Origin of the sequence: Leptotrichia sp. oral taxon 498, assembly GCF_002240055.1 — a bacterium.
GTDB lineage: Bacteria > Fusobacteriota > Fusobacteriia > Fusobacteriales > Leptotrichiaceae > Leptotrichia > Leptotrichia rugosa.
On the sequence record NZ_CP016753.1, the window covers coordinates 216,917 to 230,885 of the forward strand.

Consider the following 13,969-nt stretch of genomic DNA (forward strand, 5'->3'; position numbering starts at 1 on the left):
TTTATAAAATATGGTCGCCAGAACAAATTGCAGAAAGAGAATTGCAATTTATAATATAAAAAAATAAAAACCCCAAAATATTTTATTTAGAGGCTTTTTTTATTTTTTCTAGTTATATTGAATAAATATCCGTTTCACTCTCAGAATATCTTTTCAAAAAATTTTGTAACCTCTTATTTTGAGAATTAACAAAAATTTCTTCAGGCTTTCCTTCTTCTATAATTGTTCCACCATCCATAAATACTATATAATCAGATACTTCTCTTGCAAACTGCATTTCATGGGTAACAATTATCATTGTCATATTTTCTTTTACCATATCTTTTATAACTTTCAGAACTTCTCCGATAAGTTCAGGATCAAGTGCTGAAGTTGGCTCGTCAAGTAAAATTACTTTTGGACTCATTGCAACCGCCCTTGCGATTCCTACCCTTTGCTGCTGTCCTCCAGAAAGCTGATTTGGATAAAATTCGGCTTTATCTTTTAATCCCACTTTTTCAAGCATTTTTAATCCAATTTCTGTTGCTTCATTCCTATTCATTTTTTTTACAATTAAAAGACCCTCAATTACATTTTCCAAAGCAGTTTTATTTTTGAATAAATTATAATTCTGAAAAACCATTGTCGTATTTTTTCTAAGTCTGTTTATATCTTTTTTATTTATTTTGCTCAAGTCAAATGTTTCGTTTCCAAAAGTTATTGTTCCTGATGAAGCTGTTTCAAGAAAATTAAGGCTTCGTAAAAATGTTGATTTTCCAGATCCGCTCGGTCCTATGATACTTATTACCTGTCCTTTTTCTATTTTAAAGTTTATTCCTTTCAAAACTTCATTTTTTCCAAAAGACAATTTTAGATTTTCAACCTTTATCATTCTACAGTCCACCTACTCTCAATTTCTTTTCCACAATTCCCATGACTTTTTCCACAATTATGCAAACAACCCAGTAAATTCCAGCAACAACAATATATGCCTCAAAAATATCCAGCCCTGAAGCTGATATTATTTTTGCTTTTCCCATCATTTCCACAATTGAAACTGTAAAAGCAAGTGAGGAATCCTTTATCAGACTTATGAAAGTATTTCCAAAATTAGGAAAAGTTATTATAATCGCCTGTGGAAGCACAATTCTTCTCATTGCCTGCCATTTTGTCATTCCAATAGACAATGCAGCTTCAACTTGCCCTTTATCCACCGACTGAATTGCCGCCCTGAATGTTTCTGACAGATAACCTGATACATTTAAAATAAATGCCACATAAACAAATATAATCGCAGGAATATTATTCACATCTATATTAAATCCATACTTTAAATGTATATAATCTAATATTTTAGGCAATCCATAATAGGCAAGGTAAATCTGAACTAAAAGAGGTGTCCCTCTTATAAAGGACACATAAATTGTAGCAAGCCTTGTCAGCACAGGAATTTTATTTATTCTCACAAGTGCGATAAAAAAACTGAGTATCAGCGAAAATATCATCGTAACAATCGCAATATTCAGAGTCATTGGCAATGCTTTCAGTATTTCTGGAATAGCTCTTACCATAAATCCCCAGTTTAAAAAAGGTACATTATTATTCATTACTTTTCTCCTGTTTATAAATTATTTTGTATAATCTCCACCAAACCACTTTTCTGATATTTTGGCAAGCGTTCCGTCAGCTTTCATTTCAGCTAGTGCTTTATTTACTTTATTTTTCAATTCTTCGCTATCTTTTCTAAATGTGAAGTATACAGGTGTTTTTGTTACAGGCTCTCCTACGATTTCTACAAGATTTCCTCTTTGTTTTGTGAAATATCCTACTGTCAATCTGTCATTTAAAGTAGCGTCTGCTTTTCCTTGTGCAATTTCTTCAAGTGCAATTGAAACATTTCCATCAAAATAAGCATAATTTATTTCCTTATTTTTGTCAAAATCAGTCAAAGTCTTGTTATAATTGCTTCCTACTCCTGTCATAACCCTTTTACCTTTTAAATCCTCAAGTGTCTTAATGTCAGTTCTTCCCTTTTTAACGATAATTTGAGCGGCTGATACTAAATAATCATCAGAAAAAGTATATTTTTTCTCTCTTTCAGGATTTTTAGCAATTTCATTTGCAATAAAGTCAAATTTTTTCGATTCCAGTCCTAAAAACATACTATCCCAAGGTGTAGGCACAAACTCTATATCTAAATTTGCTCTTTTCCCAATTTCTTCAACAACTTCCACATCATATCCAGTTAATTTCCCACTTCCATCAGTAAACGTAAATGGTGCATAAACTCCTTCTGTTCCAACTTTCACTTTTTGTTTTCCTTCACTACTCCCACTTTTACCATTTTCCTGTTTCCCTCCACAGCTGATAAGAAATAGTCCTATCAATAAAATTCCTGTTAATTTTAAAATATTTTTCATGATTTTCCTCCTAAAATTTTTATATTTTTTGTTTACTATTAATTTATACTAATATCCCATTTAAAAAATAGAAGTAAAATTCTATAATAATTAATTTGATAACTTTTTAAAAAATCAAATTTAATTCTTAAGTATTCATATAAATAAGGGATTTTTATTGTGACCTTGGCTTGTCTAAGCATTTTTTTGAAACAAAAGCGAAACTCGCTAATGCTCAAACATATAGAAATAGAAAAAACTATTATTAATCATAATATCTATAAATAAAATTATAAAAGTCTTTAAGATGAATACTTAACAATAAATTTAATTAAAGGATTATTTTAATAGTTACATAGGTTGTATAATAGCATAATCCTATTAAAAATGACTTTAATTTCATAAATTTTTTGATCCCTACTCTTTGAAACAGGAAATAGTATTAAAACAAAAAAATTTATCTTATTAAAGAAAAAAGCCGAATAAGATTATCCGGCTTTCTAGGATGCAATCTCATTTTTCGATTTTTTTTGCTTTGAAATGAGCTTACATATAAAATTATTTCCAGTTAATTTTAAAATAAACTCTACAAATTCATGTATATTATCATATTAAGTTATAGTTTTTTATTAATAGTATACTTAATTAACCTTTTCAATCTCTTTATTTGTATATAAAAATATTATACTATAATTTTTTTAATTTGTAAAGATTATTTTTTTATAAGTGTTTCATTAAATTCTGTATACTCCAATGCAGTACCTTTAACAAGATTCTTTCCATCAAAACCAATGATGTCGCCAGGCACTAAAGTATGTGTTTCATCGTCATTTAAATATATTTCCAATTTCCCCTTTAAAACCGAAATTACAACATCTTCTCCTTCATGATTATGCAAAGGGATTTTTTCTCCTGAATCTAAAACTTCCTTCACCACTTTATAATTAGTCCCACTAAAAGCTAATCCACCTTGATTTTTTACTATTCCAGCCATTTCAATCATCTCCTCTATATTTCAAATTAACTAATATCTTTTAGCTGTACAAATATTATACTCTCATTCAAATATTTTGTAAAGCAAATTTTTTTATAACTACAACATTTGATACTAAAAACTTTATTTAAATAGAAAAATAAATCGGAGGTTCCGCTAAAAGAAAATTACAAAATAAAAGAAAGTTGATAAGATTCTTAAAAAAGATAAAGCTACTATTTATCAGAGAATTAAGAACCTTAATACTAATAAATTCAAAACCTAACCTAGAAAATGTTTGAACTACGCAACACTATTTAAAAAATTTTTACATGAAATTAAATTTTAGGAAATCTAAAAAAATGTTGCATCTAAATATTGCAATTTATGATAAATAAAAAAATTTGACAAAAATTTAGAATTTTGCTAACATAAACGGGTAGAAAAAATAAGATTTGAGAAAAGAAGGAGAAAAATTATGTCAAGTATTTTTATACCAGAAGGTTATGACCCAAAATACGGGATAATGGAAACAGAAATTGCAATTAAGTTCGTAAAAGATTTTTTTGAAAAAGAACTTTCAAGTGCATTAAATTTAACAAGAATATCAGCACCGTTATTCGTAAAAAAATCTTCGGGGTTAAATGACAATCTAAATGGCGTGGAAAGACCAGTTGCATTTGAAACAAAAGAAGTTCCTGACGAAACGTTAGAAATTGTACATTCACTTGCAAAATGGAAAAGAATGGCACTAAAAAGATATGGTGTGCCAGTAGGACAAGGAATTTACACAGATATGAACGCAATCAGAAGAGATGAAGATATGGACAACACACACTCAATCTATGTTGACCAATGGGATTGGGAAAAAGTTATCACAAAAGAAGATAGAAATTTTGATTTTCTAAAAGAAACTGTTAGAAAAATATACAAAGTCTTTTTAAATACAGAAAGAGAACTTAGTGCTAGATTTGAAAAAGTAAAAATCAGTTTACCAAATGAAGTTACTTTTATAACTTCACAAGAATTAGAAAATTTATATCCAAATTTAACTCCAGAAGAAAGAGAAAACGAATTTGCAAAAAGTAGAGGAGCAATTTTCGTTATGCAAATTGGAAAAGTTTTAGCTTCTGGACAAAGACACGATGGTCGTGCTCCAGACTATGATGACTGGGAATTAAACGGAGATTTGATTTTATGGGATCCTGCATTAAATCATTCATTGGAATTATCTTCAATGGGAATCCGTGTTGACAAAGACGCACTAGAGAGACAATTAAAAGAATTGAATTTGGAAGAAAGAAAAGAATTAGATTTCCACAAACAACTTTTAAATGGAGAATTACCGCTAACAATCGGTGGAGGAATCGGACAATCAAGAATTTGCATGTTCTTTTTACAGAAAGCACACATTGGAGAAGTTCAAGCTTCATTCTGGACTGAAGATATTAAAAAGGTTTGCCGTGAAAATGGAATAAACTTGTTATAAAAAGTAAATTCATTAATTATAAATTTATTTAAAAATTATGTGTAGTCTATAATAAATAAATATTTTAAAATAAGAGACTATCCTGTAAATTTGATTTTACAAGATATAGTCTCTTTTAATTTTATAAAAATCTCCATAATTTCGTAATTTTAAAATAATTTATTTTTTCATCTTATCATACATTTTAGCAAGTTCAAATAATCTTTTTTTTGTAATTTGTTCATATACATATATTTCAGTATTTGCTGCTCCTCTCCCAAATATCACCCCTTTTCCATTTTCATCTTTTGTTGAAGCTTCTACCTGTTGCTCTCTTTTTTTTAACCATTGACGTTGTTTATTTCTAAAATTATCTTTTTCAGTTTTAGACATTTTTTCTCTAATTAAATTGTAGACCTGAGTAAGTTCTTCATCTAGCATATCATTAAATTGTTGATTAATGTTAGTAGCTTCAACTCCAAATCCACCTCTTTCCTCAACCATTTCATCTCTAATTCTTTCATAATTTGAAATTTTTTTTCTTAAATTAGATTCATAACTTGCAAAAGTCAAAATCCCAAATATTAAAAATATTGCTAATAATATTTTCTTCATATTGAACCACCTTCTTTTTATAATTTTTTTCTATTTTACTATGATTTTTTTCACATTAACACCAAAATTCCCTCCTCCTTCATCTTCAATAGTTACACCTGTTTTTATGTATACTCTTTCAGCATTATCAATTAATTCTGAAAAATATTCTTTTTGAAGGTCACTATTGTAGTATATCCTTAGTGCAGCTCTATGGTATTCCTTATCACTATCTGTTGCATCATCTCCATAATAAGTTCTTCCATTAATTACACATTTCTTAAACATATAATATTCTCCAGGTGTCCCATCTCCAGTTATTGACTCATTATCATAACCTGCAGCTCCCAAATAATCCGTACAATAACTTTTTGATTTCACAGTTATTCTTTGTTTTCCAAATGATAAAATTCCTATCACTAAAAATATTCCTAAAAATAATTTTTTCACAAGAATCACTCCTTTTTTAATCTTATTTAAAATTGAAATATTATTTATTATATATATATATATACCTTATATATATTTGTTTTTAATTATATTAAAATTAATTTAAAATAAAAATTACTCACTTAAACTTTTACTTAAATTTTTAAATGAGTAATTTTTTTATTTTTATAATAATTTGATAATTTCAAAATCAAAACTTTACTTTTTTTATTTTTTTAAAAATATTATTTCACTTTAACAATTTTTTTCTTCCCAGCTCTCACAACCATTCCACTTTCAAGAACAACCGTGGCTTTCACATCTTTTATTGGCTCATCGTTTATTTTGAATCCACCTTGCTGAATTAATCTTCTAGCTTCACTTGTCGTTTTTAGCAATCCTGTTTCTTTTACCAATAAATCAATGATTCCAACTTCTTTGTATTCCAATTCAACTTCAGGCAAGTCAACATTTAAGTTTCTCTTACTGAATACATTTTCAAACCAATCTCTCGCTTCTTTAGCCGCTTCTTCACCGTAGTAAATTTTTACAACTTCAGCTCCCAATTGTTTTTTAGCTTCCATTGGATGTAAACTTCCATCTGCGATTTGTGCCTTAATTTCTTCAATTCTCTCAAAAGGGACATCAGTTATCATTGTATAATAATTTTCCATCAATTCATCTGAAATTGACATAACTTTACCAAACATATCGTTTGGCGTATCTTTTACACCAATGTAGTTTCCTAATGATTTAGACATTTTTTCCACTCCATCAAGTCCAACCAAAATCGGCATTATCATACAAATTTGTTGCTCTTGACCAAAGTTTTTCTGTAAATCTCTTCCTCTTAACAAATTAAATTTTTGTTCAGTCGCACCTAATTCCACATCAGCGTGTAACTCAACTGAATCATACCCTTGTAAAATTGGATACATAAACTCAATCAATGAAACTGGTTTATTTTCAGATAATCTTTTTGAAAAATCTTCTCTCGAAATCATTTGTGAAACTGTAAATTGTGACAACAAATTCAACGCATCTGATAACGATAATTTTTCCAACCAGTCAGCATTGTAAACAACATTAATTTTATCTAAATCCAAAATTAATTTTACTTGATCCAAATATGTTTTAATATTTTCCATAACTTGTTCTTCTGACAACATTTTTCTAGTTTCAGATTTTCCAGTTGGATCTCCAATTCTTCCAGTGAAAGTTCCAATCAAGAAAAACACATCGTGCCCCAAATCTTGAAACTGTTTTAATTTTCTCAAAGGTACCGCATGTCCCAAGTGCAAATCAGACCCAGTTGGATCAATCCCCAATTTTACTCTTAATGGAGTATTAGTCGAAATTGATTTCTCCAACTTTTTCTTAAATTCATTTTCATTAATTATTTCATCGCACCCGCGACTTAAAATATTAAATTGTCTTTCTACTTCTTGTTTAATTTCTAATTCTGTCATTTTTTTATTTTTTCTCCTTATTTCTTAATTTTCTTTAATTTCTATATTTTTTTAATTTTTTTAACAAATCTATTATTTCTCAATTTTTACTAATTTTATTTTTATAAATATGCAACATATTTCATAAAATAATAAACAATCGGCAATACAAATAACGCACTGTCAAATCTGTCCAAAAATCCACCATGTCCTAAAAGTAAATTCCCAGAATCCTTAACTTCCAATTCTCTTTTTATCTTAGATTCCACCAAATCTCCCAGTTCGGCAAAGATTCCTATTGCAAGTGCAAGGATAAAGGCTTTTAATCCTCCAATGGCAACATAATCGTAATTTACAGAACAGGTCTTTGTTAAAAATGAAATTCCGCAGACAAAATTTGCTATGAATAAATATATTTTGTCAAAAGATAAAATTACTAAAAATACCCCTAAAATTCCTGCAATTGCACCTTCAATTGATTTTTTCGGACTAATTTTTGGAGCAAGTCTGTGTCTAAATATTTTTCCGCCGATTGCCATTCCGACAAGATAAGCAGAAATATCACATGCCCAAATTAGCATAAATGTCATTACAACTAAAATTTTTCCATTTGGAAATTCATATTTTATTAGTAAAATATGTGAGAATAAATACGAAACATAAATTATTCCAAATAAAGTATAGGAAATTTCTGCCATTGCATTGTGAATTTTTACTTTAAAAACTTGCCTTAAAGACAGAAGAATTATTGCAAATACGATAAATCCTCCCATATCAAAGTTAATTTGCTTAAAAAGTTCAAATTTAAAATATGAAAAAATATTTTTTGAATTTTCCTGAAAATATATCGCAACAGGCAAAAACAGCCCAAGTCCCATTCCAATCCTGCTTGCCACTTCAAATCCCTTGTCCTTTAGCATTTTGTAAAATTCAAAAAGCGATATTCCAATTATTACAAGAGTAAACACCAAAAACATCAGATTTCCTTTTAAAAATATCCATAAAAGGAAAGGTACAAACAACAAAATAATAAATAATCTACTTAACATTCAGCCCTCCGTATCTTCTATCCCTTTTATTAAAGGATAAAATCGCTTTATCTAATTCATTTTCATCAAAATCAGGCCAGAAAACATCTGTTATATAAAACTCCGAATAGGCAATTTCCCAAAGCAAAAAATTGCTTATCCTAAATTCTCCACTCGTTCTGATTACAAGTTCTGGATCTGGGATTTCTGGTCGGTACATATATTTTGAAAACTCTTCTTCTGTAACTTTTTCGATTTTTTTTGTTTCATTTTCACTCAAAATTTTATTTACCGCACTTACAATTTCCCTTCTTCCGCCATAATTAAAAGCAATATTAAAAGTTATTTTACTACAATCTTCTAAAAATTTTTGTGTATCTTCAATTTTTTTTAGAAGTTTTGGAGAGATATTTTCCTTTTCCCCTGTCACAACCAACTTTACACCTTGCTTTTTCAGATTTTTTTTCTCTTTATCCAAATATTTTCCAAATAAATCCATAAGACCGTTTACTTCCTTTTGCGGACGCTTCCAGTTCTCAGTTGAAAAAGCGTAAACAGTCAAATATTTCACTCCAATTTCTCCAGCATATCTTAAAATTTTTTCAAGGCTAGCTGCTCCAGCTCTATGCCCTTCTAACCGAATTTTTCCACGTTCCTTAGCCCATCTGCCATTTCCATCCATAATAATTGCTATATGATTTGGTATTATTAAATTTTTATCCATCTTTTGACCTTTCAAGATATTTTTTATAATTATAACAGGGTATACAGTATTTTTCAAGCATAATTTTATTAAATTATATTTTTATTTCAAGATTATTTTTTTATTTAAAAATAAAATAGTTTTTGTTATAATATTAATATAGAAAAATAAAAAATTTTATTATTAGGAGATTTACAAGTATGAAACATAAAATACCGAAAACAAATGCACTTAGAATTTTGGACAAACAAAAAATTCATTATGATATTCACACTTACGAATGGAGTGAAGATAAACATGTAGGAGCTGAAGTTGGCAATCATTTTCCAGAATTAGCCGACAGAATTTTTAAGACGATTGTGTTAAAAGGAAAAAGTAAAGAGCTTTTTGTCTGCGTCATTCAAAGTGAGAAACATTTGGACTTAAAAAAAGTGGCAAAAGCCTGTGGTGAAAAAAATATTGATCTACTTCCGCTTTCTGAGCTTGAAAAAAATACTGGCTACATTCGTGGAGGGTGTTCTCCTGTTGGAATGAAGAAAAAATACAAGACTTTTTTTGATACAGAAGCAAAAATGTTTGATAAAATAGTTGTTTCCGCTGGAAAGCGAGGACTTCAAATGGAAGTTAAAACCAAAGAATTAATAAAAGTTGTGGATGGAAAACTTGCAGAACTTGTGACGACTGAAGAAAAATAAAAGTTTTTAAAATAAAAATATATTGCATTTAATTTTAGCAATATATTTTTTTATTTATAATTTTAGATTTTAAAGTTTTAAAGTTTCCAATTTCAAGATTTCCCCATTTCTCAAATTTGCTCTCATTTTTTGAATTTTTTCATCCATTTTGTCTAATTCTTTTAAGATTTCTTTTTCTTCTGGAGAAGTTTTGATTATTTTAGCAATTCCACCATTTTTTATGATTACTCTTTTGTTTGCAATTAGAGCTAGTGTTGGGTCGTGAGTTGCCATTAAAACTATTTTATCTGCAGAAACCAATAATTCTAATGCTTTTTTTCTATCAATTCCAGCGTTTTCAATTTCGTCGATTAAAACGATTGGAGAAGAACTTAAAATTGCTGTGTCGGCGATCATCAGTGCTCTTGATTGTCCTCCACTTAAGGCTGTAATTGCTGTGTCTAGGTTAAATTTTTCTCCTGCTAATTTATTTGCTTCTAAAATTATTTTTTCTGTTACAGCTTCCACATCTTCAACCATACGGCTTTTAGCATGTAATTCCAAAAATTCTTTAACCGACAAATCCATAACAAAGTTCATATTTTGCGATAATTGAGCAACTAATTTATTATTTGAGGAAAATCTCCACTTTTTGTCAGGGGATTCGTTATTTATTAAAATTTCTCTTTGAGTTGGCGTGTCTTTTTGTGCCGTCCATTCGATGTCAGCTAATAATCTTGATTTTCCTGAACCTGTTGGTCCTACGATTGAAATTATTTCTGATTTATGAATGTCTAGCCTTCCAAATCCTTCTGGATTTCCCGTTTTATCTTGTCCAGCCAAAATTGTAAGCGTTTCAACACCTGTTTCTTCTTCCATTCCCAAAAACAATTTCATTTGCTCAACATATTCAATCAATGAAATCTCAATATTTTCCATATCAAGTGCCATATCTTCTTTTTGTTCTTCTGTAAACATTTTCAAAAATTTACTGAAAGTTTTATCTTCGTATCCTTCAATAATTATATTATTTTCAACAAAAAAATTTTCGGCAAACGGATATTTTTCTATTAATTCTCTCATCGAAAGTTTATCCACTAAATTTCTATTCATTCGCACCACCTAAATTCATTTTTCTAACATTTCCCATTTGATATTTTTCACCAATTCTTGTTTCACCTAAGCAATACGAGCAAAGCGCTGATGGCATTGGAAATCTAAGTTTTTTCCCTTGAACTGTTTCAATTTCTTTTTCTTTTTCATACAACAATGTGCTCAATTCATAAGCTCCTTGTCCTGTCAAACCATTCACATGCATTGTTACAGCTGTCGGATTTACTGAATTAACTCTCGACGCAAATACTTCTCTTTCTGCTTGAGAAACGATGTCCCCTTTTGTAATGATGACAATATCAGCTGATTTTAACATTGGACCAATTTTTTTTGGCGTATTAATTCCTGATAAATTATCAATTACACAAACTCCTTTTATATCTTTAATGTATGGCGAACAACGATTACACAATCCCGCTGATTCTGTAATTAAAACCGATAATCCCAAACTTCTTCCCCATTGCACAACTTCCTCGATATTTGACACAAAAAAGTGATCTGGACACAAAGCTCCTGAAATTCCTTTTTTTACTGGAATTCCCGCTTTTTCATATAATTTGTCGTCATCTGTATATAGACAATCAAATTTTACTACACCAACTGACATCCCTTGTTTTTTTAGTGCATCAACCGTTTTTAAAATAACGCTTGTTTTCCCTGAAGATGGCGGTCCTGAAAATATAACTAAATTCATAATTTTCTCCTAATTTATTAAAAATATTTTTTTATTTCTTCGTCAAATAATTTTTCACCTTCACGAACAATTTTTCCTACATCATTTTTATAAATAAAATCCCAGCCAACCCATTTAAAATTTTGATTTTCTTCCAAGTGATTGTCAACATTTGGATTAGTTGTAGGAAATTTTCCATTTGCTGAAAATAAATTTCCAACTTTTTCCGATAAAAATAAATCTAAAAATGGTTTAATTTTATCCGCTTTTTCTTTTTTTGTAATCATAAAAATCGGACTTAAAAGAGCTCCATCTTTTGGCCAGACAACTTCTAAATCACTCGCTCCATTTACCATTTGTGAAAAAAAGTATGGAATAATGCTTATTGCTGGTGCTTCTTGCGCTTTTGTCCTAGCTTTTACCATTTGTGCTGGATGAAGATTTTTTTTGTAAGATTTTGCAAGTTTTTTAATTCCATCTATTCCATATTCTTTGTAAACCATCACGATTAAAGCATTAAATAAATCTAAATCTGCCATTGGAAGTGCGACCGAATTTTCAAATTCATCGGATAAAATCTCATCCCAAGTCTGTGGCACTTTTCTATCTTTTAGAGCAGTTTTGTTCACCAAAAATACCGCTGGAACAACTCCCATTATTGCATATCTTTTTTTAGGATCTCGCAAATCAATATTTTCATTGCAAAAATCTTTATTCATATTTTCAAAATATGTTTCAAAAATTCCATTTTCCATATATTGACCCATCAAATTTTTGTCAAAAAAAAGCTCAAATCCAGCTGACAACAAAACATCTGGAACTTCATTTGCATCTCCAGTCTTAACTTTTTCAACAACCCAGTCAAGTCCTAAATTTGCAGACTGCAATTCATATTTAATTGTGTAGTCATTTTTTTTATTTTGAGCGTCAACCCACTCTTTAATTCCTTCCAATAGCGGAATTCTAATCGGACAAGGCAGGACTCCTTCAATCAAAACATCATTTTTACTAGCTTTGCTTTTATTAACTTCATTTTCTTCAAGCGAAATATCGACTTCACTATCTTTTTTCAAAAAAGCATTTAGTTTTTCCAAAAATAATTCTGGATTAATTCTTTTTGATTTTAGTGCCATTCCCAATTTTATATTTTTCCCCATAATTTTAAGCATCTCTTTATTTTTAAAATTGTCAAATCCATTTGTAATGAAAAAATCATATATTTTTGGATCATCATTTATAATATCATAAAGCGTTTCATTTAGTAAATCTTTCATATTTTTCCCCTCACATTTTAAAAATTAATTTTAGACTTGTTCATAAACAAAATATTTTTTATTAAGTTTAAAAACAAGTCTTTTTTTCTTTTAGATTTTTAGAAAGTAATAATTTTTTATATTTGTAAATGTTTGTTTCGGGTAAAATTTTATCATATTTTTCAAAAAAAATCTGTAATATATATTACAAAAAAATTTTAATTTGATTTTTTTAATTTTAAATTATATAATAAATAAAAAATTTAGGAGAAAAAATGAAAATATATGTGGCTCCAATGTCAGGAATTACCGATTATTCCTTTAGAAAAATAATGGAGAAATTTAATCCAGATCTTTTATTTACAGAAATGGTTAATGCTAATTTATTAAATCGTGAAAATGATGCCACGATTAACGAACTTTTGAAGTGCGATGACAAAGAAAAAAATGGAACACAGATTTTTGGCAGCAATAAAAATGAACTTCTTTTGGGAATTTTGAAATTAGAAGAAATTGGGTTTAAAAAAATTAATATAAATATGGGTTGTCCGCAGCCAAAAATTATAAGAAATGGAGCGGGTTCAGCACTTTTGGAAAATTACAATTTGATGGACGAACTTTTTTCAGAATTGCTTCCAAAATTAGATTCTGACACAAAAATTTCAATAAAAATTCGGACTGGCTACAAAAATTTTAACAATCCAGAAATTTTTTTGGATTTGGCAAACAAATACAATCTTGATTTTATCTGCGTTCACGGTAGGACACAAAATCAATTTTATTCTGGCACGGCAAATTGGGAAATTGTTTCAAATTTGAGTAAACTTCCACGAAATACAGAATTTTTTGGAAATGGAGATTTATTTGAGCCAAAATTTATAAAAGAGCAAGTTAAAAAATGTAATTTGGATGGAATTATGCTCTCAAGAGGAGTTATTGGAAATCCTTGGTTAATCGCTCAAGCAAGGGAATTTTTACAAACTGGGAAAATAAAAACTATTAAGACATTTGATGCTACAAAAGAAATTGTTTTGGAACATTTGGAAAATATTTTTGAGAATAAAGGGGAAATTAAAGCCGTTCTTGAGATAAATAAATTTTTGAAACCGTATTTTTTAAAATTTCAAGATGAAATTTTTGATTTTAAAAATAAAATTGGAAAAATTATTGTTGAAAAAAATTTTACCCAAAAACAAAACTTAATAAAAAAATTGTAAAATCAAAAAGGAGAAAAA

Annotated in this window: 15 protein-coding genes; 3 read left to right on the plus strand and 12 right to left on the minus strand. The window is 28.8% G+C overall.

Annotated elements, in window-relative coordinates:
* Positions 1-112: 112 nt before the first annotated feature.
* From BCB68_RS00945 to BCB68_RS00960, 4 genes are all read right to left on the minus strand, one after another.
* Positions 113-871: an amino acid ABC transporter ATP-binding protein gene (locus BCB68_RS00945; protein WP_094079128.1), complete on the minus strand. Its 759-nt coding sequence runs from the start codon at positions 869-871 to the stop codon at positions 113-115.
* A gap of 1 nt (position 872) precedes the next feature.
* Positions 873-1,586, minus strand: a complete 714-nt coding sequence (locus BCB68_RS00950; RefSeq protein ID WP_012806453.1) for an amino acid ABC transporter permease — start codon at positions 1,584-1,586, stop codon at positions 873-875.
* A gap of 21 nt (positions 1,587-1,607) precedes the next feature.
* Positions 1,608-2,399, minus strand: a complete 792-nt coding sequence (locus BCB68_RS00955; protein ID WP_021768596.1) for a transporter substrate-binding domain-containing protein — start codon at positions 2,397-2,399, stop codon at positions 1,608-1,610.
* Positions 2,400-3,090: 691 nt separating this feature from the next.
* Complete coding sequence (locus tag BCB68_RS00960; RefSeq protein WP_094079129.1) at positions 3,091-3,372, minus strand: cupin domain-containing protein; 282 nt, start codon at positions 3,370-3,372, stop codon at positions 3,091-3,093.
* A 457-nt stretch (positions 3,373-3,829) separates the two neighbouring features.
* Here BCB68_RS00960 and asnA point away from each other — a divergent pair, with 457 nt between their 5' ends.
* The gene (asnA, locus tag BCB68_RS00965) at positions 3,830-4,840 is read left to right on the plus strand and encodes an aspartate--ammonia ligase (protein ID WP_094079130.1); all 1,011 of its coding nucleotides are present in this window, start codon (positions 3,830-3,832) and stop codon (positions 4,838-4,840) included.
* 159 nt (positions 4,841-4,999) lie between these two features.
* Here the strand turns inward: asnA and BCB68_RS00970 are convergent, their stop codons facing one another.
* From BCB68_RS00970 to BCB68_RS00990, 5 genes are all read right to left on the minus strand, one after another.
* On the minus strand, positions 5,000-5,434 hold the full coding sequence (locus BCB68_RS00970) for a lysozyme inhibitor LprI family protein (RefSeq protein ID WP_094079131.1): 435 nt from the start codon (positions 5,432-5,434) through the stop codon (positions 5,000-5,002).
* 30 nt (positions 5,435-5,464) lie between these two features.
* Positions 5,465-5,863: a hypothetical protein gene (locus tag BCB68_RS00975; RefSeq protein WP_094079132.1), complete on the minus strand. Its 399-nt coding sequence runs from the start codon at positions 5,861-5,863 to the stop codon at positions 5,465-5,467.
* Positions 5,864-6,087: 224 nt separating this feature from the next.
* Positions 6,088-7,311, minus strand: a complete 1,224-nt coding sequence (tyrS, locus tag BCB68_RS00980; RefSeq protein ID WP_094079133.1) for a tyrosine--tRNA ligase — start codon at positions 7,309-7,311, stop codon at positions 6,088-6,090.
* 101 nt (positions 7,312-7,412) lie between these two features.
* Positions 7,413-8,339: a phosphatidate cytidylyltransferase gene (locus BCB68_RS00985; protein ID WP_094079134.1), complete on the minus strand. Its 927-nt coding sequence runs from the start codon at positions 8,337-8,339 to the stop codon at positions 7,413-7,415.
* Complete coding sequence (locus tag BCB68_RS00990; protein WP_094079135.1) at positions 8,329-9,042, minus strand: isoprenyl transferase; 714 nt, start codon at positions 9,040-9,042, stop codon at positions 8,329-8,331. Before BCB68_RS00990 ends, BCB68_RS00985 begins: the two co-directional genes overlap by 11 nt.
* Before the next feature lie 179 nt (positions 9,043-9,221).
* Between BCB68_RS00990 and ybaK the strand changes: the two genes are divergently transcribed.
* A complete protein-coding gene (ybaK, locus tag BCB68_RS00995) occupies positions 9,222-9,716 on the plus strand; it encodes a Cys-tRNA(Pro) deacylase (protein ID WP_094079136.1) in 495 nt (164 codons plus the stop codon).
* Between the two features lie 69 nt (positions 9,717-9,785).
* Here the strand turns inward: ybaK and BCB68_RS01000 are convergent, their stop codons facing one another.
* The 3 genes from BCB68_RS01000 to BCB68_RS01010 form a co-directional block, all read right to left on the minus strand.
* Positions 9,786-10,634: an ATP-binding cassette domain-containing protein gene (locus BCB68_RS01000; RefSeq protein WP_442915276.1), complete on the minus strand. Its 849-nt coding sequence runs from the start codon at positions 10,632-10,634 to the stop codon at positions 9,786-9,788.
* Positions 10,635-10,800: 166 nt separating this feature from the next.
* On the minus strand, positions 10,801-11,502 hold the full coding sequence (locus BCB68_RS01005) for a GTP-binding protein (RefSeq protein WP_094079138.1): 702 nt from the start codon (positions 11,500-11,502) through the stop codon (positions 10,801-10,803).
* A gap of 17 nt (positions 11,503-11,519) precedes the next feature.
* Complete coding sequence (locus BCB68_RS01010) at positions 11,520-12,755, minus strand: ABC transporter substrate-binding protein (RefSeq protein WP_094079139.1); 1,236 nt, start codon at positions 12,753-12,755, stop codon at positions 11,520-11,522.
* A 254-nt stretch (positions 12,756-13,009) separates the two neighbouring features.
* On the opposite strand from BCB68_RS01010, the gene BCB68_RS01015 reads away from it, so the two are divergent.
* A complete protein-coding gene (locus BCB68_RS01015; protein ID WP_094079140.1) occupies positions 13,010-13,951 on the plus strand; it encodes a tRNA dihydrouridine synthase in 942 nt (313 codons plus the stop codon).
* The last annotated feature ends 18 nt before the right edge of the window (positions 13,952-13,969 follow it).